Genomic DNA, 25970 nt, shown 5'->3' with positions numbered 1-25970 from the left:
AAGTGACCGCCGCGTCCGAACTGACCGACTACGCCAAGCTGCGCCGCATGCCGTTCTACTATGCCTATTCCGTGTTGACGGCCACGGCCGTGCTGTGCGGCGTCGGCGCCCCCCTTGTGCTGTTCGCGGCCGAGCTTGGCATCGACAAGGACCGGATCGGCCTCATCGGCGGCATCCTGCCCTTGTTCCAGATCCTGGGCATTGCCAGCATCCCGGTGGTGCTCCGGTTCGGCACCAAGCGGCTATCCGCCCTGGCGCTGCTGGCGCGCTATCTCTTCCTCTTGCCGCTGTTCGCCGCGCCGATGTTCATCGACGCGCCGAACGTCGTCTTTCTGCTCATTTTCGGGGCGGTCATCTGCTACGCCATCGGCCGGACACTGTCCGAGGTGTCTGTCATTCCATGGTCGCAGGAATTCCTTCCACGCCTCGTGCGCGGCCAGATCAGCGGCAATCTGGCCATCGCCTATCTCCCCGTGGCGCTGATCGGCTCGCTTCTTATCCAGCGCTGGCTCGATGGGCAGGAGGGCATAGAGCGGTTTTATCCGGTCTTTGCCTTCGGCATAATCGTGGGCATTGCCGGGGCGCTGTGCCTATTCGGCATGCCCGGCGGCGCGCCGCGCCCGACGACGCGCACCGCCAGGGATGCGCTCGCCCAGCTCAAGGTGCCGCTACGCGACCGCAATTTCCTCGCCTTTCTCTATTCGTCCGGCAGCCAGTTCCTCGTCCACTCGGCGCTTGCCGTCTTCCTGCTGCTGTTCTTCCGGGAACGGCTGGGCATATCGAGCGGGCAGATCGTGCTCATGGCCGCGCTCATTCCGGTCGGCTCCGCCGCCGGCAGCTATGCCGCCGGCTGGTTCATCGATCGCCATGGCACCCGCGCCATCCGCATCACCCTGCAATCGCTGCAGGTGGCGATGCTGCTCGGCCTGCCATTCATCCACCCCGAGCTGCCCGTTGTCGAATTCCTGGCGGGGATGGTGTTCTTCCTCTTCGGTTTTCTCGTCCAGGGCGCCATGGTGGCCGGCAATATCTACATGCTGAACTATGTCCCGCCCGCCGACCGCGAGAGCTATATGGCGCTCGCCTATTCCAGCGACGGCATATTCGGCGGCGGCCTGACCGTGATCGCCGGCGTACTAGTGCAATATTTCGAGCACAACGCCTTTGTTGTCGGCACCACCCAATTCGGTGGCTATGAAGTCCTGTTCTTCGTCACCGCGCTGGTCACGATCTCTTCCGCCGCAGTCTTTGCCCTCCTCAAGGAGGAAGGCGCGACCGGCGTTCGCGACTTTCTCGGTCAGTTCTCGACAGGCAATCCGCTCCGCGCGCTCTGGGGCATCCAGCGCTCATCGAGCTTCACCTCCGAGCAACGCCGTCGCGACCTTGTCTATGGTTTCGGCGGCACCGGCAGCACGCTGGCCAAGGACGAACTCATTTCCGCCCTTTCCGACCCCAGCTTCGATGTCCGCCACGAGGCCATTCGCGCCCTCGGCCGCCTGCCGCCCACGCCCAAGGCCATCCGCGCGCTCGAAACCATTCTCGATTATGAAGGCCTGATCGAGCTGCAATATGCCGCCCTCGATAGCCTGGGCCAGCTGCAATCGCGGCCAAGCGCCGGCAAGATTGCGGGCTTTCTCGCCGATGCCAATCCGCTCTTGCGCAGCCGGGCCGCCCGCTCGCTCGGGGATATTCGCGACGAGACCCATCTGCCGGCGCTCAGACAGATGCTGGACGAGGACAGGGACATCGACTGCCGCCTTGCTGCGGCCTCCGCCCTCGGAAAATACCGGGATCGAGACAGCATCCCCGCCCTGGTGGCGATCTATTGCGCCCAGGTCACCGACACCCACGCCGTCAGCGAACCCCGCAGCAAGGTCGTGCTGCTCGCCATCGCGAAGATTCTCGGCATCGAGGAGAAATTTGCCCGCAATTGGCGGCGCGAACAGCGCATGCCGGGCTATTGCCTGCCGGGCCTGCTCACGCGGCTGGCGCAGAATATCGATAGCGTCGATACCGCCAAACGCGCCCGGCGCGTGGCGCTCGAAGCGGCTGCTGCAGAGCTGGGCACGGGCCCGACCGCGGCGAGCCTTTCCGCGCTGCGGGCACTCCGCCCCGATCTCGCAGCGTCCCGGCATGCCGATGCATTGCTGGTCATCGCCCTACTCGACGGAACGACGGCAATCGACAATGCCCACCCGGCCCTGATGATCCTGCTGGCCATCGCGGCGCGGCAGGTCCTGCGGCAGCCGACCGGAAGCGCGACAAAATAAGGACGTAAACTGTTTCACCGCGTCACCGACGCGGTGAAATGCTCTAGGGCGCGATCAGCGCCCAGCCGATATCCATGCAGCCGGACTTTCCGCCGTAATAGACCACCAGCACCTGCCCGTTGCGCAGGGCCGTGGCCGATGGCAGGCCAAAGCTCCACATCTCCATGTCGGCTAGCGCCTCGCCCAGCGAAGCGCCATTCTCGGCACTGGCGGCCTGCTCCTGGGTATACAGCACCACTTCGCTCTCGGCGCGGAATGGCGCCTCGACGCTGTCGGCCAGCCGCGCCCGGATGGAGCGCGTGCCGAACCGGTCGACATAGGCCAACACCACGCGCCCATCGCCAAGGATCGCCAGCCGGGCCGCCTGGTCGGCAAAGCCGATATCCTCCGGCGCCGTCCAGCTGCGGCCCGCATCCGCACTCACGCGGCGATGGATATTGCGATATTCCCCCGCTTCGCGATCGAAGGTCCAGGCAAAGCTGACGAGGCGCCCATCTGGCGCGGCAGCAATCCGCAGATCCCAGTTGAAAATCCTGTTGGTCGGATCATGCGCCGAAACGAGCGGTGCCGACCAGCTTTGTCCCTCATCGTCCGAAAACAGCAGAACCGCCTTCTGGTCCCATGTGCCGGCATCGAGATAGGTCTTGTTGGTCTCTATGCTCATCGCCAGCCGCCCATCGGCGAGCAGAACCAGCGGCGCGGTCAGGCTGGGCGGGCCGATGTCTTCGGGCAGCGCGACATGCCACCAATCGCTCCAGCTCAGCCCATCATCGTCGGAGCGGCTGAGCAAGATCGCCATGGGCAGGCACCCCTCGGTCTCCGCATTGAACAGCGGCTGACCGGGAAAGCTGGTCCGATCCACCCACATGGCGGCGGCGATGATAACGCCTGGCCGCAACGCGGTGAGATAGGCAAGCTTGAGCGTGCCCTTGCGTCCATTGAGGTCGGGCGAAGCCGGCAAGCCGGGATGGGCGACCCAGCCCTTGCCATCGCCATGATCGGCCCGGACGGTGATTGCATCGTCGTCGCCATCCTTGCCCGAACCGTGCCGGGCCGTGACGATCAATTTCCCGCTGGCCAGTTCTACGACGCTGGGAAAGGTATGGCAGGCGCGCGCCGTCCCGGCCTCGCCGGCCATCAGCACACCAGAGGCAATTGTCTTCATGAGCGGTGCTGCTCGCGCCCGGGCCAGCCCATTAGCAATTGCGCCGATTTTTCCGCCTCGCGCGCCTTGGCTTCATCCTTGAACACCTTCATCACGCAGCGCGGTTCGGTGCGGCTGATGACGTCATAGACGAGGTGATAGCCGGTCTTGTCCATGATCGGCCCGATCCAGCCGGCGCAATGGTCGCAATAGCGTCCCATAGGCGCAGCGTCATTGTCCTGCACCTTGCTCAGGCTCGGACATTCGTTCATCCGCAACTCGATATGGTCGTCATCGACCATGATATCCATGTCGCAGTTTTCTTCTTCCTCGATCACCGACCAATATTCGTACATGCCCTGAAGGCCCTTGGTCTCGATCAGCTCGAGGATATGGCGCTCCTGGTTCTTCGAGATCGCCAGCCAGTAGAGTTCGAGGTCTTCCTCGCCCCGGGTCTCGAGGAATTTGTAGACCTCGTTGTAAAAGCGGGTGAAGTGATCGCTGGGGATCATGCACGCCTCCTGATGACCTGGCGGCAGGCGCCCGGTCCGGTGATCTCGGTGTCGATACGGTAGGGGCTGCCCTCCGCAATGGCCTCGTTGACCTTGATCGTCTGGTCGCAGAAATGGGCCGACACCGCAGGCGCGATCTTGGCGACGTGGTGATAGGCGGTGCAGTGCCGCACCGTCAGCACGATTTCCTCCTCGCCCACCGCGATGTCGTAATCGGCACTTTCGCGGTCGAAGAAATAGCGCCAGTGACGAACCATCTCGTTGGCGTCGCCGTCCATCATGTGGCGGCGGAGATCGGCATAGACGTCCTTGCCCACCTTGGCGAAGATCTCGTGCAGGACGTCCACGCCATAGCGCTCGACGATGAAATCAATCGTCGTATTGGTCGCCCCGTGGAAATCGAGATGGACATTGCCCTCTTCCTGATAGCGGAGAGGTTTTTCCTGCGGCTCATTCATGGTCGCGCCTATGATGAGTTTTGCCACCGATGATTGTTTCGAGCACGGTGAAATCCTTGGGGTCGAGCACCGCGAAATCGGCGAGCTTGCCGATTTCGATACTGCCCATGTCGCGGTCCCTGCCGATGACGCGCGCTGGCACGAGGCTCGCCGCATGGGCCGCCTGCACCAGATCGGCTCCGGCCATGTCGATATAATTGCGCATGCCCTCGTCCGGTGTCAAAGACGAGCCGCAAAGCCCGCCATCGCGCGATCGCACGGCCTTGCCGGGGGCGCTGGTGACGAAATAGCCCGGATAGAATTCGAACTCCGTGCCCGGCAGGCCGGCATATTTCATCGAATCCGTTTCGAGGAACACCCGATCCGCCGGCAATTGCGCCAGGATGCGCAACAGCTTGGGATGGGCATGAATGCCGTCCGCCACCACACCCAGCGCCAGATGACGTTCGGCCATCAGCGCGTCGGGCAGGGAAAACACATGCACGCCCGAATTGTCCGGCGGCAGCGTGCGCATCACGTCATACATATGGGTGACCGCGTCGATCCCCCAGCTGACATAGCGCGAGACATCGTCGGGCGCCGCCTGGCTGTGGCCGAAATGGATCGACACCCCTTCCGCCTTCATCGTCTTGATGAAGGCTTCCGCCCCCGGCAGTTCCGGCGCAATCGTCACCGCCGCCAGCCGCCCCTTGGCGCTGTCGAGCATGCGCTTGGCCAGTTCCGGCGATGGCAGCTGCAAATTCTGCGGATTGTGGGCGCCGGGCGAATTGAAGCACGGCCCCTCGCTATGAATACCGATGGCGCGGGCCCCACTTGCCCTGGCACACGCATCGGCCAGACGCTCCAGCACACCGGAAAATTCAGCCGGAGGCTGGCATCCGATCGAGGGCAGGAATGCGGTGACGCCCCGCGCCGTCAGCTTGGTCGACGAATCGGGCACGCCGTCCGGCGTCGCATCGGAATAAAGATTGAGGTCGAACCCATGCTGCAGCACGTCGATCATGCCGGGGAAGACCAGTTTGCCGGCAATATCGATCTTTTGCCAGTCGGCGCCGGTCACCGCGCCGGGCAGCGCCAGGCCGACAATGCGCTCGCCCTCGACCAGCACATCGCGCCGAACGACACCTGAAGGCGTAACAACCAGCCCCCCAGCCCAGTTCTGCTTGACACCCATTGGTGAACCCTTATTAGCATGTTATTATGCTAATGAGTTAACTCAGTTCCTTCCGGGTGTAAATATGGATCGGCGCACTGTCTGCATTACGGGCTCGACCCACGGTATCGGTCTTGGCCTCGCGCGCGCCTTTGCCGCTGCCGGGGCGCGGCTCGTGCTCAATTCCCATCGCCAGGACGAGCACTCCGAGGCTGCCATTGCCGAGCTTTCCGCGCTGACCGAAGTCCACTTCGTAAAGGCCGATCTCACCCGTTCCGGCGAGGCCGAACGGCTGGTCGAAGCGGCACATTCGCGTTGGGGCACGCTCGATACCCTGGTCAACAATGCCGGCACCTTTGCCGACACGACCTTCGGCGAACTCACCGAGGACATGTTCGACCGCACCTTTGCGCTCAATGTCCGGGCCTATCTCTTTGCCGGCCAGGCCTTTGCCAATCGCGTCGCTGCCGACCAGACCGGCGCCAGCATTATCTGCGTCGGCTCGACCAATTCCATGGCCGCCGAGCGCGATAGCGTGGCCTATGACGCGTCCAAGGGCGCCGTGCTGATGCTGGTCAAATCCATGGCCGTCACGCTCGCCGCGCGCGGCATCCGCGTCAATGGCATCGGCCCCGGCCTCGTGCGCACCCCGCTCACCGCCAATGCGCTGGCCTCGGACAGCGTCAGGAAATCGCTCGAACGCCAGATTCCACTCGGACGAATTGCCGAGCCCGATGATATTGGCGGGGCTGCGGTCTTCCTTGCATCTGACGCGGCACGCTATATCACGGGGCAGATGCTGTTCATCGATGGCGGGATTCTCGCCAATCAAATGTCCTGGGGCACCGAGCCGTGAATGTAGACCTGACACCGCGACATCTACAATTGCGGGATCTCCTGTTCCGCCGCTGGAAGACCAATGGACTAAAGGCCGGCGACAAGATCGAGTCCCAGAACGAGATCACCAAATTCTGTGATTTCTCGCTGATTACTGTGATCAAGACCCTCAAGGATCTTGAAGCCGAGGGGGTCATCCGCCGGCAAGTCGGGCGCGGCTCCTTCCTGGTCGAGACCCCCTGGTCCGAGGCCCATCACCGCGTCGGCTTCTTCTACAACCGCAACATCGTCGGCGGCGGCATTTTCGACAACGAGTTCTATACCCGTCTCGTGATTGCGCTCGAGCGCGGCGTTGTTTCCGATGGCCACGAGTTCATCATGGGCAGTTTCACCCACGACAAGATGCCCATCAGCCTGTGGGACCGGCTCGACATGGTGGTGCTGACCGGCGTCACCGAGCAGACCGATATTTCGCCGCTGAGCCAGACCACCAGCCAAATCAGCGTGCTCGACGCCGTCATCGATCTGCCGGGGGTGCATTCCTACCGGCTCGACTACGGCCCGGCCTTCGAGCAGATGTTCGCCCATCTCGGCGACCAGCCCCACCGCGTGCTCTATCTCGATACGGTCCACGTCTCGTCCGAGCAGGGCGCACGCCTTGCCGCCTTCCGCGCAGCCTGCGCCGCTTCCGATGTCCCGCACACCTTGCAAATCGCCACGGTCGACCAGGAAAACGAGCTGTCCGATCTTTCCGCGCTCGAACAAACCGTCACCGATTTCCAGCCCGATCTCATCTGCGGCTACATGCACCACCGCTGGCACGGCCGTATGGCCGAGTGGCAGGCCAAGCCCGTCCGCATCTATCCCTTCGGCCTCGATTCACGCCGCCCCGGCTTCGTCGTTGAAAGCGGCGACTGGATGAAAAGCGTTCTGCCCATCATCTACGAAAAGCTCGAGGACCGGCCCGGCGCCGCCGAAATCCACACTTTCCCCGCCCATTTCGTTCCCTGACCAAAGGATATTTGCATGCTCAAGCTCATCGACAAAGGCGCCCGCTCGCACCTGCCGTTCAGCCCCGCCTTCATTGCGGGCGATTTGATGTTCGTTTCCGGGCAGGCTTCGGTCGATAGCGAGACCGGCGTGATCATCCCGGGCACGTTCGAAGAAGAAATGCGCCGTTCGATCGAAAATTTGCGCGCCATTCTCGAAGCGGCCGGCCTCACACTCGATCACGTCATCAACGTCAAATCCTACCTCGCCAGCGAGGAAGACGGCGCGCTCTACAACAAGATCTATCCCGAATATTTCTCCGAGCCGCGCCCCAGCCGCAGCACCATCAACGGCGTTCTGGGCACCAAGCTCAAATTCGAACTCGACTGCGTGGCGTATACCAAGGCCACCCGCCAGCAAGCCGTGCGCGACTGATTTTTTGATCCCGTCATCCCCGCGCAAGCGGGGACCTCTGGCCGAGCAGGAAAAACTGAGGTTCCCGCTTGCGCGGGAATGACATCGAGCAAAAAACGCTTCCCAGTTGTGGGGAGGACAAGACGATCCTCTCCTCCCCACACATCTAACGTCTCCTGCGCCTCCCTCCCCCTTGTAGGAGGGAACGAGGGTGGGGGTTCCTTTATGAAAATCAGGCTCGGAGCTTCCCTCGGGCTTGACCCGAGGGCCCCTATCCACGCGCACGGGTCAAGCCCGAGGGAAGCACCGTGATCAATTGACGATGCGGGCAAACCCAGGCACGGTCATCCGGCTCTTGCGCCCCCTCTCCCCTCAGGGGAGAGGGATGGGGTGAGGGGTGAAGCCCCAGCAAGAACTCACGGACGCTCTTCACTCACATAAGAGATCCCTAAACCTCCAGCCCCAGCGGATCGGCATCGAGCGGCCAGATCGGGCGCGGCAGGCGCTTGAAGGGCAGTGCGCTCCAATCGGGATTGCTGGTTCCGGGCGTCGCCACGAACAGCTGCAGCCGCGAGATCGGCGCGAACAGATCCTTCTGCTTGTAGAGGTTCTTGATCGAAACAACCTGCTTGGTTTCGTAGACAATGCCATGCCGGCTCATCAGATCGAGCGAATAAAGGTTCGTCCGCTGCGAGGTCAGCAGCACCTCGATCCCCTCCACCCGCACCACGGCCACGTCGCCCACGCCGATCCTCTCGTCCCCGATATGGCTCTGCCAGGAATCGCGCGCCAGATGCAGCACTTCGGCCTCGGCATCGAGCGCCGGGCCCGAATGGGGCTCGAACTTGCCGCCAATGCGCAGCTTGAGCTTGGCGCCCAGCCCGACCTGGAAGCAAATCTTGACCGCCAGCGGATCCCAGAGCGGCACAATGGCCGCATTGCGTATGCCCGCATCGATGAAGGCACGCAGCACATGGGTGGTGTCGCCCGGCGCGCCGCTGCCGATCTGATCGGACGTGTCGGCGATCACCAGCGGCATGTCGCCGACGATCTTTGCCTCTTCAATAGCCTGAGCAAACGGCGTGAACGGCAGCGTCGCCTCGGCGCGGATCGCATAGAAGCGCTTGCCGAAATCTTCCGCTACTGCCCTGGCCTTGGCCTCATCGCCATCAACGACGGCCAGCATTTTGACGCCCGCCAGCGGCACGTCGGCCCAGGGGAAACCATGGTTGAGCGACAGCGACAGGACGCCGTCCTTCCCCTCCGCCGCTTCCATCGCGGCGCAGAAAGCCGGCATCGGGCCGTCCATCGTGGTGGGGAACAATCCCATCGTGCGGCAGTCGAACAGCGCCATCTTCGGGTCGATCTCGCCCGCCAGCGTCCGCTTCATGAGGTCAAACACCTCGTCGGCGCGCTCATTGTGATCGATATGCGGATAGGTCTTGTAGAAGACGATGAAATCGGCCGCCTCGATCAGAACATGGTCGATATGGGCATGCAGGTCGAGCTCGAGCCCGATCCGCACCGATGGTCCGACAATGGCGCGGACCCGGCTGACGAGGTCGCCTTCGCAATCGTCGTAACCATCCGCCACCATTGCCCCGTGCAGATAAAACAGCACCGCATCGACCGGCCCGGCCGCCTTGAGATCGCCGAGAATACGGTCCCGCATGGTTTCATAGGCGTCGCGGGTCGTCGGCCCGGCTGGATTGGCGAAGGCGAACAGGCTCTGGACCACTTCCCAGCCCTCTTCCTGTCCGCGTCGGTGCCAGGTCTGGGTCGGGCCGCTCCAGGGCGACGGATCGGCGGCAGCGATATCGGCCTCGTTCCAGAACGCCCCCTGGAAATCGTCGAGCCCGGTGGGGAATGAGGCAAAAGTGTTGGTTTCGGTGCCGAGCGTGGCGATGAAAAGACGCATGAAGCGATCCCTGTCAGATGTCGAGACGATGACTGTGCTGGTCGAGCCAACTGCCGGGAACGAGCACCGCGGCGCGGGCCCGCTCATCCTCGGCCTTGACCTTCTCGGTAAAGACTGGCGCGTGCCCGTCCTGCGGGCGATAGCCCAGAAGCTGCCGCGCCGGCTCAATGTCCCAGCGCATGCCCGGATTGTCGGAGACGAGGTTGAAAATCCCGAACCCGAGCGGGGCCGCCGTCTCCGCGCAATCCATGGCGTGGCAGAAATCACGATTGGAGAGCCACATCTCCTGCCCCCAGCTGCCGATACCGAGATCGGGTCCCGCCAGATTGTCTCCCGGCCAGATATTGCCGATGCGGAAGGCGAGGAAATCGGCGCCGCTCTCGGCCGCGAAGGCCCGGCCCATCTCCTCCCCGATCAGCTTTGACACCGCATAGGGGTTGAGCGGCAGCGGCGGGGAGTCCGAGCGGATGGCTTCCGTGCGGAAGCGATAGCCGCCCATCACCTGGTTGGTCGAGGCAAAGGCCACGCGCCTCACCCCGGCCTCCCGCGCCGCCCGCAGCACATTGGCCGTGCCCACCACATTGGCGGGATGCACTTCCTCCCATTTCGCCACCGGGCGGATGTCTCCCGCCAGATGGATGACGGCATCGACCCCATCGAAGAGGCGCGTCCATTCCGGGCCGAAAGCGCTGATATCGGCCTCATGGATGCCCTCGCCCGCGCGCCGGTCGAGCAGCACCAATTCGTGCTCGCTGGTGTCGCGCCAATGGGCAATCAGTTTGCCGCCGAGATTTCCGGCGGCGCCGGTCAGGAGAATACGCGCCATGCGTCAGTTCACTTGTGTCAGTCGTTGAAATTGCAGGTCGGAAAGCCCAAGGCCCTCCGCCGACGCCACGATCTGGCCGAGCGTCGTCGGATCGAGCGGAATACCCTCGTCAAGCCGCTGCCGGCGCGTCGCCAGTTCCGGCTCCCCGGGCAGGAGGACACGGCCCGGATGATCGTTGTTTTCCGACTGCATCCAGGCCAGCACCTGCGCCATCTCCCCGCCGAACGCCTCGAGCGTCCCCATGCGTTCGGGCGAGACGATGATGGACAGCATGGAATTGATCACGGCGGGGTCGCTGGTGCCGTCATGCTGGGTTTCCCCGCCCAGAAGCGCCGCGCCCAGCAATTCGCAGGCCAGCGCCAGCCCCGAGCCCTTGTGCTGGCCAAAGGGCGTCAGCACGCCAGGAGGCGTCGTGAACAGTTCATTGGGGTCGTTGGTGGGCAGGCCCTCGGCCGTCAAAAGCGCATTGTCGGGCAATGTCCTGCCCTCGTTGCGATAGACCCGCACCTTGCCCATGGCCAGCGTGCTGGTGGCAAAATCGACGATGACCGGCTCTGCCCCGGCGCGCGGAAAGCCGGCCGCGAAGGGATTGGTCCCGAGCCGGGCCCTGGTCCCGCCAAAGGGCGCGACGAAGGGTCCGGCGACCACATTGACGAAGTGCACCGAGACCAGCCCCGCCGCCGCACATTGTTCGGCCCAATGCCCGATGCGTCCCAGATGGTGGCTGTTGCGCAAGCCGATGATCGCACTGCCATGGTCCTTTGCGCGCTCGATGCCCAGTTCCATGGCGCGATGGCCGGTCACCTGGCCCACCCCGCGCTGCGCATCGAAAATGATCATGCCGCCCATGTCGGAGACGAGCCTCAGCTCGCTTTCGAGCATCATCCCTCCGGCCTTGAGGCTCGCGAGATACATCGGCACCACGCCGACGCCATGCGAATCATGGCCGCGCAGATTGGCCTCGACGAGGTGCACGCCGATCAGCGCCGCGGTCTCCTCCGAAGCACCGAGGGCAACGAACAATTCCACCACGGCAGCACGCAATACATCGGCATCGACCTGCATGGCTCATCCCCCGCCAAGGCAATTTCGCCAAAGCCTATGCCAGCGTCGCCGCGTCTGTAAGCCAGTTCCGTTTCGCGCCAAGGAACGCCGCGCCCAAAAAACGCAAAAGCCCGGCATCCCGATCGCGGAACGCCGAGCTCAAATTCCTGTCCGGTGATCCCCGGTCAGAGCGCCGCCGACACCCGCGGCAGGCTGGTGGTGACGCGCTTGGCCGCGCCCTGCAGCGCCTCTGCCGCCCGCTCGACGAGGGTCTTCATCCGATTGTCCGGCGCCGACAGGCTCATCGCGGCAATCGGAAAACCCTGCCCGTCGAAAATCGGCACGCCGATGCAGGTAACCCCGTCCTCGTTCTCGCCGCTTTCGATGGCAAAGCCGCGCTTGCGCGTTTCTTCCACATGGCGGCGGAAGGTGCGCAGATCGGTCACCGTGCGATAGGTCCGCGGCTCGAATTGCGCGCCGACAATGGCATCGACCCGATCATCCGGCATGAAGGCGGCGATGGCCTTGCCCAGCGAGGTCGAATGGATGGGATGGCGATGCCCGATCCGGGCCTGGAAACGCTGCGAGCGCGTCGCCTCGCGAATGTCGACATAAACCACTTCATGGTCGTCGAGCACGGCCAGGTTGATCGTCTCGCGAAAGCCGTCCGCAAGCTCGTCCATCTCGCGCTGCGCCGTGCTGCGCAGGCTGTGATAGAGCTGGTCGATCCGCGCCAGCTCGCGAAACCGCTCACCGACCCCGTAGCGATCCTGCACGATGTCGTGGGCAAACAGGCCCGCGGCCGACAGCGTCTGCAGATAACGGAACACCGTGGTCTTGGGCATGTCCAGCGCCTGCACCACTTCGGTCAGCGTTACGTCATGGGCCTGGCTGGCCACATAGGCGAAGACCTGCATCGCCTTCGCCACTGGCAAAACCGAGTATTGGTCGTTCACTTTGGTCAAATCTCGCCTCCAGACAAAGGCCGCCACCCTTTTTCCCTCAAGGAGAACGGCACCGGCTGGAATAGGAAATCAAGCTGCTTAACATGTCAACATACCCAATTTTTGCACATGATCTAAGCAGGCGGATCCGGCTTATTTCGTTAAGCGAAACTCGGTCGCATTTACACCGGACGATACCGGGTGCCTCCTTGCAGCAAGTGCGTGTCGTTGGGGCCCGATCCGATCGGAGTGACACGCGAGTGGGAAAAACATAAGCAAGGGAAAACACATGCCTACGATCTCCAAGTCTTTCCGTCTGGGAGTGACCATGCTGAGCGCCGCCGCGGCGATCATGGCTGCGGCCCCAGGCATTGCCCTGGCCGCCTCGCCCCGCGCCGACGAAGGCAAGATGATCCTCGTCGCCCGGCAGGATCCCGGCACGCTGGACTACACCAAGAGCAATCTGACCGCGCTGCGCCTGTGGATTCCGGCCAATGTCGTCGAGCCGCTGGTCTATTTCAACAAGGACGGCACCGTGTCGCCCGGCGTTGCCGAGAGCTGGACCATCAGCGATGACCGGCTGACCTACACCTTCAAGATTCGCGAGGCCAAATTCTCCAATGGCGAGGCGCTGACCGTCGACGACGTGGTCTATTCGCTCAACACCATGAAGGCGAGCCCGGTCACCCAGAACTCCTCGCCCTACCAGGCGGTCGAAACGATCGAGAAAACCGACGACAGCACCGTCACCATCACCCTCTCCCGTCCCAGCCAGGGTTTCTGGCGCGGCATGGGCTCGACGGCGGCGCTGATCCAGCCCGAGGCCTCGGCGGCGACCATCGCCACCAACCCCATAGGCACCGGCCCCTACAAGGTGGTCAGCTACACCTCGAACTCGAGCTTCGAATTCACCGTCAACGAGAATTACTGGGGCGATGCCCCCGCGGTGAAGGACGTCACCGTCCGCATCATCACCGATGGCACCGCGGGCCTCAACGCTCTCGAAGCCGGTGAAGTCGACGCCCTGCCCGTCATCACCATCGACCTCTGGGAACAGCTGACCGCGCGTGGCCTCGATGACAAATTCTCCATGGTCACCTATCCCCAGATCGGCGAGCCGACCTATGCGGTGATCAACCAGAAGCTCGATCCCGAGCTGCGCCAGGCGCTCGCCATGACGCTGGATCGCCAGGCTTATAATGACGCTTTCGGCGCATCGTGGGGTGCGGAAAACACCTGCACCTTCGCCCTGCCCAACCAACCCTGGTACGAGGCCGAGAGCCCTGAATCCTGCCCCTATCCCTATGACATCGAAAAGGCCATGGCGCTCGTGGCCGAGAAGGGCTACGCCGCAACGCCGCTCGAATACGCTTCGCTCAGCGACGTGCCGGATCTGTCCCTGCCCGCCGACATCATGGTCCCCACCATGCAGGCCGCAGGCTTCAATATGAGCCGCAACGCCATCGACCTGGCGCGCTATTCGCAGCTCATCTTCCAGGGCCGTCCGCCGCAGTTCGATGTCACGGTCATGTCGGGCGACGCCGACCCAACCCAGTTCGCCTGCCCCGATCCCAACGCAGCCGGCTGGAGCACCTATTGCTCGGCTGAATACACCCAGGCCCTGTCCGACGCCGACGAAGCGCTGACCGACGAGGATTACCTGGCCCTGATGCAGAAATCGGCCGATATCCTGCGCAAGGATGCCGTGATCGTGCCGATCATCGCCAAGAAGGGCGTTGGCCTGTTCGAACCCGACCTCAAGGGCTTCGTCGAGCCGCGCGTGGCCGTCGCCATCGAATTCGCGCCGCTGCACTGGTAAGTCTGTAGTCTGGCGGGGCCGGCCCGGAGTCGGCCCCGTTAATTGTATCTGTTAAGAGGAGGCGCCCAGCTCTATGCCGGTCTATATCGCCCGAAAGCTGGCCTTTTTCCTGCTCGCGGTCATCGCCGCATCCATCGCGATTTTCCTGCTCATCCGCGGCGCCGGTGGCAATGTCGCCGCCATCATCCTCGGCAAGGACGCCACCGCCGACGCCATCAATGCGCTGTCCCAGCAATACGGCCTCGACCGTCCCATGGTGGTCCAGTATTTCGACTGGATCGGAAATCTCCTTCAGGGCGACCTCGGGCGCTCCTTCCGCACCAATGAAGCGGTCACCGACCTCGTCGTGTCGCGCCTGTCCATCTCCATTCCGCTCTGCGTCTCCGGCCTCCTGCTCGGGCTTCTCATCGCCATTCCGGCGGGGACATATTCGGCGCTCAATTCCGACAAGCCCATTGGCGCGCTGATTGCGCTGCTCAGCCAGGTCGGCATCGCCGTGCCCGTCTTCTGGGCCGGCATTCTGCTCTCGCTGTTGTTCGGCGTGCGGCTGGGCTGGCTGCCCACCGGCGGCTGGACCAATTGGGACGCCAATTTCTGGGGCGCTGTGCGCTCGCTTGTCCTGCCGGTGATTTCCCTCGGCGTCATCCTCGGCGCCTCGCTGACGCGCTATGTGCGCTCCGCCGTGCTCGATGTGATGAACCAGGATTATGTGCGCACCGCCCGCGCCACCGGCATGACGCGCATGCAGGCCCTGCTCCAGGTTGGCCTGCGCAATGCCGCCCTCCCCATCGCCACCGTGGTCGGCCTCCAGATCGCCGAGCTGATCGGCGGCACCGTGATCATCGAGACCGTGTTCTCGCTGCCCGGCCTCAGCCGCATGATCCTCGCCAATGTCGCCGCCCGCGAAGTCATCGTGGTGCAGTCCACTGTCATGCTGATCATCATCTTCGTCATGTTCATCAATCTGCTCGTCGACCTGCTCTATGGCGTGCTCGACCCGCGCGTGAGGCTCACCCGATGAGCGGCGTTTCCACCGTCACACCGGCAAATCCGGCACGCGCCCGCCGCCCGCGCTGGCGCACCAATACAGCCCTGCTGCTCGGCATCATCCTGACCATCGGCTTTGTCGGCATCGCCATCGCCTCGCTGTTCTACCTCCCGCACAATCCAAACGTGCCGCGCATTCCCGACCGGCTGCTGCCGGCCGGCTCGCCCAATTACCTCCTCGGCACCGACGTTCTCGGGCGCGATATCCTCTCCCAATTGATGGTCGGCGCCCGCACCTCGCTGATCGTCGGCGCCGGTGGGGCCTTTATCAGCCTCATCATCGGCACCATCGCCGGGCTCTCGGCCGCCGCCTTCGGCAAATGGGCCGACGAAACCATTTCGCGCGGCGCCGATATCATGCTGTCCATCCCCGGCATCGTCACTGCGCTCGTGCTCGCCGCCACCATCGGTTCAGGCGCCCTCACGACGATCCTGGCACTCTCTGCCTTCTTCACGCCGTCCTTCACCCGCGTCATCCGCTCGGCTTCCATGTCGGTGCTGCAGGAGGATTTTATTACCGCGGCGCGCATGTATGACCGGCCGACCTGGTTCATCCTCATCCGCCACGTCCTGCCCAATGTGGCGGGCGTCATGATCGTCCAGTTCACCCTCTATTTCGCCGCCGGCATCCTCACCGAGGCGGGCCTCTCCTATCTCGGCGTCGGCGTCACCCGTCCCTCCATTTCCTGGGGCATGATGCTCAACGAAGCCCAGCAGCAGGTGGGCATTTCCTCGCCCCTCGCCATGTGGCCGGGCCTTGCCATCGTCTCCGTCGTTCTCGGCCTCAACCTCCTCGGCGATGGCCTGCGCGATATTCTCGATCCCAAGCTGGCGCGGAGGAAATAATGACCAGTCCCGCAGCCATCGAAGTCCGCGACATGCGCGTGGGCTATGAAGACCTCACCGCCGTGCGCGGCGTTTCCTTCTCCGTTCCCGCCGGCGGCCGCATGGGCCTTGTCGGAGAATCCGGCTCGGGCAAGAGCATGACCGCCCTTGCCCTGATGGGCCTGCTTCCCGCCGGCTGGCGGACCGACGGCGAAGTGCTCCACGACGGTGTCAATCTCACCACCGAGCCGGACCGCGCCTTCTCGGCCCGGCGCGGACGGACCATCTCCATGGTGTTCCAGGACCCCATGTCCTCGCTCAATCCGGTGCGCCGCGTCGGCGATCAGATCGCCGACGTCATCCATCGCCACAATGGCGTCAGCCGCCGCGAGGCCATGGCCCAGACCATCGATCTGATGGCGCAGATGAATTTGCCGCGCCCCGAGCAATTGGCCCGTTCCTACCCCCACCAGATCTCCGGTGGACAGAAACAGCGCATCATGATCGCCATGGCGCTGGCCTGTTATCCCCAGCTCATCATCGCCGACGAGCCGACGACCGCGCTCGACGTCACCGTGCAAAAGCAGGTCCTGCGCCTCCTCAGCGCCGCCACCCGCGAGCGTAATTCGGCCCTCCTGATGATCACCCATGACCTGCCCGTCATCGCCGCCATGTGCGACACGGTCGCGGTCATGTATGCCGGGCGCATCGTCGAATATGGCAGTGTGGCCGATGTCTTCGGCAATCCACGCCATCACTATACGCGGGGCCTCCTCGACTCCCAGCCGACCATGGACAATATCGCGCTCGACGGCACGTCCCGGCTCGTCTCCATCCCCGGCATGGTGCCGCCCTTGCAGCGCCTGCCCAGTGGCTGCGCCTTCCATCCGCGTTGCCCCGCTGCCACCGACATCTGCCGCAGCAACATGCCCGAACTCGACAGGGGCACCACCGGCGTCGCCTGTTTCCACCCGGTCGCTCCAGCCCGGGAGCCCGCCGCATGACCCAGCCAATGGAACGCCGCCCGCTCCTCGCCATGAGCGGTGTCACCCAGACCTATGCCCTGCCGCGCACAAATCTGTTCGGCCCCAAATCGAGTTTCACCGTCCTCGACGGCATCGACTTCGATGTCTGCGCTGGCGAAGGGGTCGGCCTTGTCGGCGAGAGCGGCGCGGGCAAGACCACGCTCACCCGCATTCTCACCGGCATGGAAAAGCCCCAGACCGGCACCGTCACCTTTGACGGCGCCGATATCTGGTCGGGCGATGTCGCCCACCGCGCTTATTTCCGTCGCTCTGTGCAGATGGTGCTGCAAAATCCGCGCAGCTCGCTCGATCCGCGCATGCGCGTCGGCACGGCCCTGCTCGAGCCCATGCGCAGCCTCAAGATCGCCGGCGATCACACCAAGCGCCTCTACGAGGTGCTCGACCAGGTCGGGCTCGACCGCAGCGCGCTCGAACGCTATCCACACGAGTTCTCCGGCGGCCAGCTCCAGCGTGTCGCCATCGCCCGGGCGCTCATGCCCAATCCCCGCGTCCTCGTCGCCGACGAACCGGTCTCGGCCCTTGACGTCTCCATCCAGGCTCAGGTGCTGAACCTCCTCAAGGACCTCGTCCGCGATTTGCAACTGGGCCTCGTCTTCATCGCCCACGATCTCTCGGTGGTCGCCTATACGACCAGCCGCGTTTCCGTCATCGCCGCCGGCCGCATCGTCGAAGTGGGCCAGCCCGTTGAACTCTTCACCCACCCCAGGGCCAAGGAAACCCAAAACCTTGTCGATGCGGTGCTGACAGTGGAAGCGGGCCTGGCGGGTACGGCGCTTTAAGCGCCGGTTCCTTCTCGGCCCGGGGCGATTGCCGCGTATTTCGTCGAGACACCGGGCTTCCCTCGGGCTTGACCCGAGGGCCACTCCGGGAGCTTCGATGCGGCCAGCGCCCGCTGATAAAGACCCTCGGGTCAAGCCCGAGGGAAGCACTGCGCCCGGGGAGCTATTGGGCCAAAGCGGGACCTGCCCGCACCAACTCTCCCCCTCCCGCGGCGAATAACCCGAACTATTCCGCACCACGAAATAGCCCGGCGTTTACCTCGAGCGCCCACTGGTGTGTGTTGGACAAAACAACTCGAGGAGCAGCGAATGCTGAAGTTCGACGAGTCCGCACGCATTATCGCGTCCGAGTCTCGCTTTGTGTCCGGCGGCGTGAACAGCAATTTCCGTCTTGGCATGGGCCCCGGCCCCCTGGTCTTCACCCATGGTGAAGGGGCCTATCTCCATGACGTCGATGGCAACAAGCTGATCGATTATTATTGCGGCATGGGCGCCACGGTTCTCGGCCACAGCCCCAAGGGCGTGCAGCAGGCCGTCAAGGACCAGGTCGAAAAAGGCATTCTCTTCGCCGGCCAGTCGCCTATCGAATATGAAGCCGCCCGCATCATCTGCGAGCGTATCCCCAGTGCCGAGCGCCTGCGCTTCGGCTCGTCGGGCTCCGAAGTGGCCCAGGCCGCAATGCGCCTCGCACGCGCTGCAACCGGCCGCCGCGCCATCGTCAAGTTCGAGGGCCACTACCACGGCTGGTTCGACAACATCCTGTGGTCCACCGCTCCCGCTCTCGCCGACGCCGGCCCTGCCGACGATCCGGCGTTGATCGCAGGCAGCAAGGGCCAGGGCGCGAACGATGGCGACGGCCTCGACGTGCTGCAGTGGAACGACCTCGCCGCCGTCGAGGCGCGCCTGGCCAAGGGCGACGTCGCTGCGCTGGTGATGGAAGCTGCCATGTGCAACCAGGGCGCCATCGCACCGGGCGAAGGCTATCTCGAGGGCGTGCAGGCCGCATGCCGCAAGCACGGCACCATCCTCGTCTTTGACGAAGTCATCACCGGCTTCCGCCTCGGCCAGAAGGGCGCCCAGGGCCGCTTCGGCATCACGCCCGATCTCTCGCTCTTCGCCAAGGCCATCGCCAACGGTTTCCCCGTGGCCGCCATTGTCGGCCGCGCCGACCTGATGGACCTGTTCGCCACCGGGGGCGTGCTGCACGGCGGCACCTTCAATTCCCAGCCCGTCGCCATGGCCGCCATGGTGGCGACGCAGAAGGCCCTCACGCCCGAGCACTACGAGAAGACTTCGGTCTATGGCGTGCGCCTGCGCGACGGCATCCGCGACATCTTCAAGGAAGTCGGCATCAAGGCCCAGGTCACCGGCTTCGAGCTGATGTTCCACATCGGCTTCGGTCTCGACGCGCCCGCCCGCAACTATCGCGACCTCGCCCGCGCCGACAAGGCCGGCTATTCGCGGTTCTCGCAGGCCCTGCTGCGCAACGGCGTTCGCGTCCTCGAGCGCGGCGCGTGGTTTGTCTCCTCCGAGCACAATGACGAAGTCGTCGACAAGACCCTTGAGGCCGTTCGCGCTGCCGCCAAGGAAGTGGCGCCCACTCTGGGCAACTGACGAAATAATCGGGCGGAGGCTCTTTCCAGGCTGCCTCCGCCCGATTTGCTTGCCACTTCCCTTGCCACCGCCCATGCAGTAATGCTCGCCCCAACCACCGGGATCGGCAAGAGGGACGCCCAGATGCGCGAGGGCGACATCATCAACGGACTGGTCCGGGGCCTCGCGGTCATCGAGTGCTTCGACGAAGAGCACGCCCGCCTCTCCATCACCGACGTGGCCGAACGCACCGGCCTTGAGCGCGCCACGGCGCGACGGTGCCTGCTCACCCTCGTCCATCTCGGCTATGCCAGCTATGACGGCAAATTCTTCCAGCTGACCCCGCGCGTCCTCAGCCTCGGGCACACTTATCTCTCGGCCATGCCGCTACCGCGCCTCGTCCAGCCCTTCCTCGAAGAGCTGTCGCGCGAAACCAGCGAAAGCACCTCGGCCGCCATGCTCGACGGCACCGACATTCTCTACATCGCCCGCGCCTCGACGCGCCGCGTCATGTCGATCAATCTCGCCCCCGGCGCCCGCTTGCCCGCCTATTGCACCTCCATGGGCCGCACGCTCCTCGCCGCCCTGCCGCCCGCCGAGGCGCGCGCCATTCTCGACCGATCCGATCTCGTCGCCTATACCGATCGCACCAAGGCCGACATTCCCGGCATCACCACCGAGCTTGCCGTCATCGCCGCCCAGGGCTTTGCCGTCATCGACCAGGAGCTCGAACTCGGCCTCGGCTCCATCGCAGTGCCGCTCTACAACGCCTCCGGCAAGGTGGTGGCCGCCATCAATATCGGCGCCCAGACCGCCCGCGCCTCCACTTCGCACATGATCGCCAATTTTTTGCCCCTCATGCGCAAGGTCCAGGCCGAACTCCGCCCGATCCTGCGCTAGCTGGCTTTGCACCGACGCTGTCCCTCCCCCTGCCAGGGGGAGGTTAGGAGGGGGTTTTGGGGTTTCCGTATCCCTCAACAGGGCACCAAGCTTCCCTCGGGCTCGACCCGAGGGCCACTTCGCGAGCCCCGTATCGACGGTTTTTTTTGGGACGAGACCCTCGGGGCAGGCCCGAGACAGCACCGCCCGCGGACGAGGCGCGCGCCCTTCCTACCAAAATCAATGCAAGCACTGGCTCCACCCCACCCACCGGCGGCCACCCTCCCCGTTGCGGGGACCTCCGTTTCCTTTCCGGCACAACCGCCCCCAGGAGAAACAGAGGTTCCCGCTTCCGCGGGAATGACATCGGAATTGTGGATGTCTCCGAGCCGAAGCCGCGTCCCACCCACCGGCAGATACCCTCCCCCTTGAGGGCTTCGAGCCGCTTCAACAATCGCTCCAGTGGAGCGATTGTCGGCGAGAAGGCCGTGAGAGCTACGCTCGAATGGCTGGCAGGGACGGGTGCGATATAGCAACCAGCCGAAAGCCTCTCGGATTCCCCTGACACCGCGTCACAAATCCCGTCACAAACCCTTCACTTTAGAAAATTTCCTAGATTTATCAGCATCTTAATCCGTCACACACACGTCACGAAACCGCAATAAAACCGTTAATGCGCACCAATAAGGTCTGCGGCGTCACGAGGCGGCCCCATCATGGCTGGCCCGGCTCAGAACCGAATTCCGAAAGGGAACTTTCATGAAGACCGCACTTTACGCCAGCACCGCTATTCTCGCGCTTGCCGCCTTCGCCACGCCGGCCTTTGCCCAGTCGCGCGATACCATCCAGATCGCCGGCTCCTCGACGGTCCTGCCCTTCTCGTCCATCGTGGCCGAAGAATTCGGCGCCACCTTCCCCGAGTTCAAGACCCCGGTCGTCGGCTCCGGCGGCACCGGCGGCGGCTTCCGCCAGTTCTGTGAAGGCGTCGGCGCCAACACCATCGACATCGCCAATGCCTCCCGCCCGATGCGCGACAGCGAGCGCGAAGCCTGCACCGCAGCCGGCGTCACCGACATCCGCGAGATCCAGTTCGGCTTTGACGGCATCGTCTTCGCCTCCGCCGCTTCCGGCGCCGATTTCGCCCTGACCCCTGCCCAGGTGTTCAAGGCCATCGCCGCCAAGGTTCCGGTCGATGGCGCACTCGTCGACAATCCCTACACCTCCTGGGACCAGATCGACCCGTCCCTGCCGGCCCAGCCGATCGCGCTGGCCATCCCCGGCTCCAATCACGGCACTCGCGAAGTCTTCCAGGAACGCGTCGTCACCCCCGGCGCTGAAGCAGCCGAGCTGCCCGAAGGCCTCTCCGACGAGGAAATCGAGGCCGTCGAAACCACCTTCCGCCAGGATGTCGTGGTCGAGATCGCCGGTGACTACACCGAGACCCTCGCGCGCCTCACCGCCAATCCGAATACGGTCGGCGTCTTCGGCCTCTCCTTCTACGACCAGAACCGCGACACGCTGAAGGTCGCAACCGTCGATGGCGTCTCGCCCTCGCTCGAAACCGTTGCCTCGGGCGAATATCCGGTCAGCCGCCCGCTGTTCTTCTACGTCAAGGGCCAGCACATCGGCACCATTCCGGGCCTCGCCGAATTCACCGAATACTTCCTCTCCGAGGGCGTTTCGGGCACGGGCGGCATCCTCGAATCCGCTGGCCTCATCCCTCAGCCGGCCGAAAAGTCCGCTGAAGTCCTCGCCGCCTTCCAGGCCCAGTAAAACCAATCCTGCGGGTCGCATCGCCTCCGGTGCGGCCCGCATCTCCTCCCGTGTCAGCCAGGAAAACCTGACAAAGTGAACACAACGATCGCTGCCGGTCTGCTCCTCGTTCTTCTTGGCCTGGCTTACCACCTTGGCTGGTCGAAAAGCCGCGCTCTTGTCACGTCCGACGGGCAGCGGGTCCATTCCCGCCCGCACTATCATGGCGCCCTCGTTGCGCTCTGGACGCTCATTCCCGCGCTGCTCGTCCTGGCGATTTGGGCTTTCTTCTCGCCGGGCGTCACCCACTGGTTCACCGTCTCCCAGCTCCCGGCCGATGTCGTCGCCAGCCTCGACCAGCTGGGCCTCAACGCCCAGCTCCAGCGCATCCGCGACATCGCCTCCGGCTTCGGCGTTACCGGCGAGATCCAGCCATTCGAACAGGCTGCCGGAAACAATCTAGGGCGGTTCCAGCTCCTCAGCTTCCTCATCATGATCGGCGCTGCGGCGGGCCTCGGCATTCTGGGCCTGACCTTCGCCCGCAAGCGCATCAGTCCGCGCCTTCGCGCCCGCAATGAGGTCGAGCGCGCCATTTCCCTGGCGCTGATCGCCTGTTCGGCCGTCGCCATCCTCACCACTCTGGGCATCGTCGCCTCGCTGGTCACCGAAGCCTTCCGCTTCTTCACCTTTGTCAGCCCGGCCGACTTCTTCTTCGGCACCGTCTGGGCCCCAAAATTCTCCTCCACCGGCGCCGGTGACGCCGGCCAATATGGCCTCCTGCCGCTCTTGACCGGCACGCTGATGATCTCGGCCATCGCCATGCTGGTCGCCGTGCCGATCGGGCTGATGACCGCCATCTATCTCAGCCAATATGCGCACCGGTCGGTCCGCGCCGTGGTCAAGCCGATCGTCGAAATTCTCGCCGGCATCCCCACCATCGTCTATGGCTTCTTCGCCCTCGTCACGGTTGGCCCGTTCCTGCGCAATCTCGGCGATGCCATCGGCCTTTCGATCAGCGCCACCAGCGCGCTGACGGCGGGCCTCGTCATGGGCGTGATGATCATCCCCTTCATCTCCTCGCTCTCGGATGACATTCTCAACCAGGTGCCGCGCACTCTGCGCGATGGCGCCTATGGCCTGGGCGCGACCCAGTCCGAAACCATCCGCAATGTGCTGCTGCCCGCGGCCCTGCCCGGCATTGTCGGCGCCTTCCTCCTCGCCGTCAGCCGCGCCATCGGCGAAACCATGATCGTGGTTCTGGCCGCCGGCAATGCGCCGATCCTCCGCGGCAATCCGCTTGAGCCGGTCTCGACCATCACCGTTTCCATCGTCAACCAGCTGACCGGAGATACCGATTTCACCGGTCCCCAGTCGCTGGTCGCCTTTGCCCTGGGCCTCACGCTCTTCGTGATGACCCTCTGCCTCAACATCGTTGCCCTCTACATCGTCCGCCGCTTCCGGGAGCAGTATGAATGACCGACCAGTCCTACAGCGCTCCCGCTGACGCCGTCGCCCGCCGCGCCGCTGTTCGCGCCGGTCTCAAGCGCCGTCATCTGGGCGAACGCATCTTCCGCGTTTCGGGCATTGTCGCCATCGTCCTGGCGCTGGGCTTTGTGGCCATGCTGTTCACCGATGTGCTGCGCAAGGGCATCCCCGCCTTTACCCAGGCCAACATCACGCTCGATGTCACCTTCGATCCCGAGGTGATCAAGGTCGATCCGGCCCCGGTGCGGACCGAAGGCCAGTCCGACGCCGAATACCGCGCTGCCCGCCTCGGCTGGGAGCGGCAGGTTGCCATGCTCAACTGGAACCGCATCATCGAGGCCTCCCTGCGCGCCGCCGTGCCGGAAGGCTTTGAGATCGACAGCCGCCAGATCCTCACCATTCCCGAGACCGACGCCCGCCACCGCGTCCGCGAGATCTTCGTCAACGATCCCTCCGTGCTCGGCCAGACCCGCACTGTGACCCTGCTCGCCTCGGCCAATACCGACAATTGGGCCAAGGGCAATATCAACCGCGATTTGGGCGACGCCCAGCAACAGCTGTCCGCCCCCGCCCGCACCCTCATCGATGCCTTCGAGCAGGAGGGCATCATCACCCAGGGCTTTGCCTGGTCGCTCTTCACCAATGTCGACAGCCGCTCCTCCCCGGCGGCCGCAGGCCTGCTTGGTGCGCTCATGGGCTCGCTTTGGATGATGCTGATCGTCGTCGTCCTCGCCGTGCCCATCGGGGTCGGCAGCGCCATCTATCTCGAGGAATTCGCGCCAAAATCGCGCTTCACCGACCTCATCGAGGTCAACATCAACAATCTCGCCGCCGTGCCGTCCATCGTCTTCGGCCTGCTCGGCGCGGCGGTGTTCATCAACTGGTTCCACCTGCCGCTTTCCGCGCCGCTGGCGGGTGGGCTGGTGCTGACGCTGATGACCCTGCCCACCATCATCATCGCCACCCGCGCCGCCCTGCGCGGCGTCTCCCCGGCCCTGCGCCAGGCAGCCCTGGGCATGGGCGCCAGCCGCACGCAGATGGTGTTCCACCACGTGCTGCCGGTCACCTTCCCATCCATCCTCACCGCCACCATTATCGGCGTGGCGCAGGCCCTGGGCGAAACTGCCCCGCTTCTTCTCATCGGCATGAACGCCTTCGTCGCCGCCGTGCCCGCCACCCCGGTCGAACAGGCCACCGCCCTCCCGGTCCAGATTTTCCTCTGGCAGGCCAATGAAAACCGCAATTTCTTCGAGGCCCGCACCTCCGCCGCCATCATGGTGCTGCTCGCCTTCATGATCACGCTCAATGCCATCGCCATTTTCCTGCGCTCGCGCCTCGAAAAGCGCGCTTAAGGAGATCCCGCAAAATGGATATGCTCGCCGGTAAGGTAAAGATGACCACCCAGACCCTGGACGCTGCCATGGACGCTGCAATGAACCCCGCCGCCAATCCTGCCGCGCTGATCGAGCATCCGATCCGCCTCACCGCCCGCGACGTCACCGTTCACTACGGCGCCAAGCAGGCCCTGCACGGCATTTCCATCGACATCCCCGATCGCGCCGTCACCGCCTTCATCGGCCCCTCGGGCTGCGGCAAATCCACCTTCCTGCGCTGCATCAACCGCATGAACGACACCATCGAGGGCGCCAAGGTCGGCGGCCGCATCGAACTCGACGGCGAGGACATCTACGCCCCCGATCTCGACGTGGTCGAACTGCGCGCCCGCGTCGGCATGGTGTTCCAGAAGCCCAATCCCTTCCCCAAGTCGATCTACGACAATGTCGCCTATGGCCCGCGCATCCATGGCCTCGCGCGCAACAAGACCGATCTCGACGAGATCGTCGTCAATTCCCTGCGCAAGGCCGGACTTTTCGAAGAGGTCAAGGATCGCCTCGCCGAGCCCGGCACCGGCCTTTCCGGCGGCCAGCAGCAGCGCCTCTGCATTGCCCGCGCCATCGCCGTCGGCCCCGAAGTCATCCTCATGGACGAGCCCTGCTCGGCCCTCGACCCGATCGCCACCGCCATCATCGAAGAGCTGATCGACGAGCTGCGCACCAATTACACCATCGTCATCGTCACCCACTCCATGCAGCAGGCGGCCCGCGTCAGCCAGAAGACCGCCTTCTTCCACCTGGGCAATCTCATCGAGAAGGGTGACACCGAAGACATCTTCACCAATCCGGTGAACAAGCAGACCCAGGACTACATCATGGGCCGCATCGGCTGATCGCGGAA

General features: G+C 64.2%; 23 protein-coding genes. 15 read left to right on the top strand and 8 right to left on the bottom strand.

Features of this window, described 5'->3' with window-relative positions:
* Nucleotides 1–2 precede the first annotated feature (2 nt).
* A complete protein-coding gene (locus tag N0P34_RS06690) occupies nucleotides 3–2270 on the top strand; it encodes an MFS transporter (RefSeq protein ID WP_275606237.1) in 2268 nt (755 codons plus the stop codon).
* 43 nt (nucleotides 2271–2313) lie between these two features.
* On the opposite strand, the gene N0P34_RS06685 is transcribed toward N0P34_RS06690, so the two are convergent.
* From N0P34_RS06685 to N0P34_RS06670, 4 genes are read right to left on the bottom strand one after another with little or no spacing between them, the layout of a single operon-like run.
* On the bottom strand, nucleotides 2314–3435 hold the full coding sequence (locus N0P34_RS06685) for a sialidase family protein (RefSeq protein WP_275606236.1): 1122 nt from the start codon (nucleotides 3433–3435) through the stop codon (nucleotides 2314–2316).
* Nucleotides 3432–3926, bottom strand: a complete 495-nt coding sequence (locus N0P34_RS06680) for a hypothetical protein (RefSeq protein WP_275606235.1) — start codon at nucleotides 3924–3926, stop codon at nucleotides 3432–3434. Before N0P34_RS06680 ends, N0P34_RS06685 begins: the two co-directional genes overlap by 4 nt.
* Entirely contained in the window at nucleotides 3923–4384 is a 462-nt protein-coding gene (locus N0P34_RS06675) for a hypothetical protein (protein WP_275606234.1), read from the bottom strand. Before N0P34_RS06675 ends, N0P34_RS06680 begins: the two co-directional genes overlap by 4 nt.
* Nucleotides 4377–5558 carry an amidohydrolase family protein gene (locus tag N0P34_RS06670; protein WP_275606233.1) on the bottom strand — a complete coding sequence of 394 codons (1182 nt, stop codon included), beginning with the start codon at nucleotides 5556–5558 and terminating at the stop codon, nucleotides 4377–4379. The genes N0P34_RS06675 and N0P34_RS06670 overlap by 8 nt, the downstream gene beginning before the upstream one ends.
* A 64-nt stretch (nucleotides 5559–5622) precedes the next feature.
* On the opposite strand from N0P34_RS06670, the gene N0P34_RS06665 reads away from it, so the two are divergent.
* From N0P34_RS06665 to N0P34_RS06655, 3 genes are read left to right on the top strand one after another with little or no spacing between them, the layout of a single operon-like run.
* Nucleotides 5623–6393: a glucose 1-dehydrogenase gene (locus N0P34_RS06665; RefSeq protein WP_275606232.1), complete on the top strand. Its 771-nt coding sequence runs from the start codon at nucleotides 5623–5625 to the stop codon at nucleotides 6391–6393.
* Nucleotides 6390–7385 (top strand): GntR family transcriptional regulator, encoded by a 996-nt coding sequence (locus N0P34_RS06660; protein WP_275606231.1) that lies wholly within the window; start codon nucleotides 6390–6392, stop codon nucleotides 7383–7385. The genes N0P34_RS06665 and N0P34_RS06660 overlap by 4 nt, the downstream gene beginning before the upstream one ends.
* A 15-nt stretch (nucleotides 7386–7400) precedes the next feature.
* The gene (locus N0P34_RS06655; protein WP_275606230.1) at nucleotides 7401–7799 is read left to right on the top strand and encodes a RidA family protein; all 399 of its coding nucleotides are present in this window, start codon (nucleotides 7401–7403) and stop codon (nucleotides 7797–7799) included.
* A 427-nt stretch (nucleotides 7800–8226) separates the two neighbouring features.
* On the opposite strand, the gene N0P34_RS06650 is transcribed toward N0P34_RS06655, so the two are convergent.
* From N0P34_RS06650 to N0P34_RS06635, 4 genes are all read right to left on the bottom strand, one after another.
* Nucleotides 8227–9696 carry a M81 family metallopeptidase gene (locus N0P34_RS06650; RefSeq protein WP_275606229.1) on the bottom strand — a complete coding sequence of 490 codons (1470 nt, stop codon included), beginning with the start codon at nucleotides 9694–9696 and terminating at the stop codon, nucleotides 8227–8229.
* Between the two features lie 13 nt (nucleotides 9697–9709).
* Nucleotides 9710–10522 carry an NAD(P)-dependent oxidoreductase gene (locus tag N0P34_RS06645; protein WP_275606228.1) on the bottom strand — a complete coding sequence of 271 codons (813 nt, stop codon included), beginning with the start codon at nucleotides 10520–10522 and terminating at the stop codon, nucleotides 9710–9712.
* Between the two features lie 3 nt (nucleotides 10523–10525).
* Nucleotides 10526–11587 carry a malate/lactate/ureidoglycolate dehydrogenase gene (locus N0P34_RS06640; RefSeq protein WP_275606227.1) on the bottom strand — a complete coding sequence of 354 codons (1062 nt, stop codon included), beginning with the start codon at nucleotides 11585–11587 and terminating at the stop codon, nucleotides 10526–10528.
* Nucleotides 11588–11751: 164 nt separating this feature from the next.
* Entirely contained in the window at nucleotides 11752–12522 is a 771-nt protein-coding gene (locus N0P34_RS06635) for an IclR family transcriptional regulator (protein ID WP_275606937.1), read from the bottom strand.
* A gap of 277 nt (nucleotides 12523–12799) precedes the next feature.
* On the opposite strand from N0P34_RS06635, the gene N0P34_RS06630 reads away from it, so the two are divergent.
* From N0P34_RS06630 to pstB, 11 genes are all read left to right on the top strand, one after another.
* Entirely contained in the window at nucleotides 12800–14329 is a 1530-nt protein-coding gene (locus N0P34_RS06630) for an ABC transporter substrate-binding protein (protein ID WP_275606226.1), read from the top strand.
* Between the two features lie 73 nt (nucleotides 14330–14402).
* The gene (locus N0P34_RS06625; protein WP_275606225.1) at nucleotides 14403–15350 is read left to right on the top strand and encodes an ABC transporter permease; all 948 of its coding nucleotides are present in this window, start codon (nucleotides 14403–14405) and stop codon (nucleotides 15348–15350) included.
* The gene (locus N0P34_RS06620; protein ID WP_275606224.1) at nucleotides 15347–16222 is read left to right on the top strand and encodes an ABC transporter permease; all 876 of its coding nucleotides are present in this window, start codon (nucleotides 15347–15349) and stop codon (nucleotides 16220–16222) included. The genes N0P34_RS06625 and N0P34_RS06620 overlap by 4 nt, the downstream gene beginning before the upstream one ends.
* Entirely contained in the window at nucleotides 16222–17205 is a 984-nt protein-coding gene (locus tag N0P34_RS06615; RefSeq protein WP_275606223.1) for an ABC transporter ATP-binding protein, read from the top strand. Before N0P34_RS06620 ends, N0P34_RS06615 begins: the two co-directional genes overlap by 1 nt.
* Entirely contained in the window at nucleotides 17202–18026 is an 825-nt protein-coding gene (locus tag N0P34_RS06610) for a dipeptide/oligopeptide/nickel ABC transporter ATP-binding protein (protein WP_275606222.1), read from the top strand. Before N0P34_RS06615 ends, N0P34_RS06610 begins: the two co-directional genes overlap by 4 nt.
* 309 nt (nucleotides 18027–18335) lie before the next feature.
* Entirely contained in the window at nucleotides 18336–19640 is a 1305-nt protein-coding gene (locus tag N0P34_RS06605; protein WP_275606221.1) for an aspartate aminotransferase family protein, read from the top strand.
* A 123-nt stretch (nucleotides 19641–19763) separates the two neighbouring features.
* On the top strand, nucleotides 19764–20519 hold the full coding sequence (locus N0P34_RS06600) for an IclR family transcriptional regulator (protein WP_275606220.1): 756 nt from the start codon (nucleotides 19764–19766) through the stop codon (nucleotides 20517–20519).
* Nucleotides 20520–21257: 738 nt separating this feature from the next.
* The gene (locus N0P34_RS06595) at nucleotides 21258–22271 is read left to right on the top strand and encodes a substrate-binding domain-containing protein (RefSeq protein ID WP_275606219.1); all 1014 of its coding nucleotides are present in this window, start codon (nucleotides 21258–21260) and stop codon (nucleotides 22269–22271) included.
* Between the two features lie 75 nt (nucleotides 22272–22346).
* On the top strand, nucleotides 22347–23726 hold the full coding sequence (gene pstC / locus N0P34_RS06590) for a phosphate ABC transporter permease subunit PstC (protein ID WP_275606218.1): 1380 nt from the start codon (nucleotides 22347–22349) through the stop codon (nucleotides 23724–23726).
* Nucleotides 23723–25087, top strand: coding sequence for a phosphate ABC transporter permease PstA (pstA, locus tag N0P34_RS06585; protein WP_275606217.1), 1365 nt, complete (start codon nucleotides 23723–23725; stop codon nucleotides 25085–25087). Before pstC ends, pstA begins: the two co-directional genes overlap by 4 nt.
* Nucleotides 25088–25167: 80 nt before the next feature.
* Nucleotides 25168–25962 (top strand): phosphate ABC transporter ATP-binding protein PstB, encoded by a 795-nt coding sequence (gene pstB, locus N0P34_RS06580; protein WP_275606936.1) that lies wholly within the window; start codon nucleotides 25168–25170, stop codon nucleotides 25960–25962.
* Nucleotides 25963–25970 lie beyond the last annotated feature (8 nt).

The sequence above is a fragment of the Devosia sp. FJ2-5-3 genome, from assembly GCF_029201545.1.
Classification (GTDB): Bacteria; Pseudomonadota; Alphaproteobacteria; order Rhizobiales; family Devosiaceae; genus Devosia.
This window is presented reverse-complemented; position numbering and strand designations above follow the sequence as displayed.

What these genes read in the sequence shown, in the direction of transcription:
- N0P34_RS06685 (WP_275606236.1), bottom strand. Translation starts at nt 3,435, where the DNA reads ATGAAGACAATTGCCTCTGGTGTGCTGATGGCCGGCGAGGCCGGGACG.
- N0P34_RS06680 (WP_275606235.1), bottom strand. Translation starts at nt 3,926, where the DNA reads ATGATCCCCAGCGATCACTTCACCCGCTTTTACAACGAGGTCTACAAA.
- N0P34_RS06675 (WP_275606234.1), bottom strand. Translation starts at nt 4,384, where the DNA reads ATGAATGAGCCGCAGGAAAAACCTCTCCGCTATCAGGAAGAGGGCAAT.
- N0P34_RS06670 (WP_275606233.1), bottom strand. Translation starts at nt 5,558, where the DNA reads ATGGGTGTCAAGCAGAACTGGGCTGGGGGGCTGGTTGTTACGCCTTCA.
- N0P34_RS06665 (WP_275606232.1), top strand. Translation starts at nt 5,623, where the DNA reads ATGGATCGGCGCACTGTCTGCATTACGGGCTCGACCCACGGTATCGGT.
- N0P34_RS06655 (WP_275606230.1), top strand. Translation starts at nt 7,401, where the DNA reads ATGCTCAAGCTCATCGACAAAGGCGCCCGCTCGCACCTGCCGTTCAGC.
- N0P34_RS06650 (WP_275606229.1), bottom strand. Translation starts at nt 9,696, where the DNA reads ATGCGTCTTTTCATCGCCACGCTCGGCACCGAAACCAACACTTTTGCC.
- N0P34_RS06645 (WP_275606228.1), bottom strand. Translation starts at nt 10,522, where the DNA reads ATGGCGCGTATTCTCCTGACCGGCGCCGCCGGAAATCTCGGCGGCAAA.
- N0P34_RS06640 (WP_275606227.1), bottom strand. Translation starts at nt 11,587, where the DNA reads ATGCAGGTCGATGCCGATGTATTGCGTGCTGCCGTGGTGGAATTGTTC.
- N0P34_RS06630 (WP_275606226.1), top strand. Translation starts at nt 12,800, where the DNA reads ATGCCTACGATCTCCAAGTCTTTCCGTCTGGGAGTGACCATGCTGAGC.
- N0P34_RS06625 (WP_275606225.1), top strand. Translation starts at nt 14,403, where the DNA reads ATGCCGGTCTATATCGCCCGAAAGCTGGCCTTTTTCCTGCTCGCGGTC.
- N0P34_RS06620 (WP_275606224.1), top strand. Translation starts at nt 15,347, where the DNA reads ATGAGCGGCGTTTCCACCGTCACACCGGCAAATCCGGCACGCGCCCGC.
- N0P34_RS06615 (WP_275606223.1), top strand. Translation starts at nt 16,222, where the DNA reads ATGACCAGTCCCGCAGCCATCGAAGTCCGCGACATGCGCGTGGGCTAT.
- N0P34_RS06610 (WP_275606222.1), top strand. Translation starts at nt 17,202, where the DNA reads ATGACCCAGCCAATGGAACGCCGCCCGCTCCTCGCCATGAGCGGTGTC.
- N0P34_RS06605 (WP_275606221.1), top strand. Translation starts at nt 18,336, where the DNA reads ATGCTGAAGTTCGACGAGTCCGCACGCATTATCGCGTCCGAGTCTCGC.
- N0P34_RS06600 (WP_275606220.1), top strand. Translation starts at nt 19,764, where the DNA reads ATGCGCGAGGGCGACATCATCAACGGACTGGTCCGGGGCCTCGCGGTC.
- N0P34_RS06595 (WP_275606219.1), top strand. Translation starts at nt 21,258, where the DNA reads ATGAAGACCGCACTTTACGCCAGCACCGCTATTCTCGCGCTTGCCGCC.
- pstA (WP_275606217.1), top strand. Translation starts at nt 23,723, where the DNA reads ATGACCGACCAGTCCTACAGCGCTCCCGCTGACGCCGTCGCCCGCCGC.
- pstB (WP_275606936.1), top strand. Translation starts at nt 25,168, where the DNA reads ATGAACCCCGCCGCCAATCCTGCCGCGCTGATCGAGCATCCGATCCGC.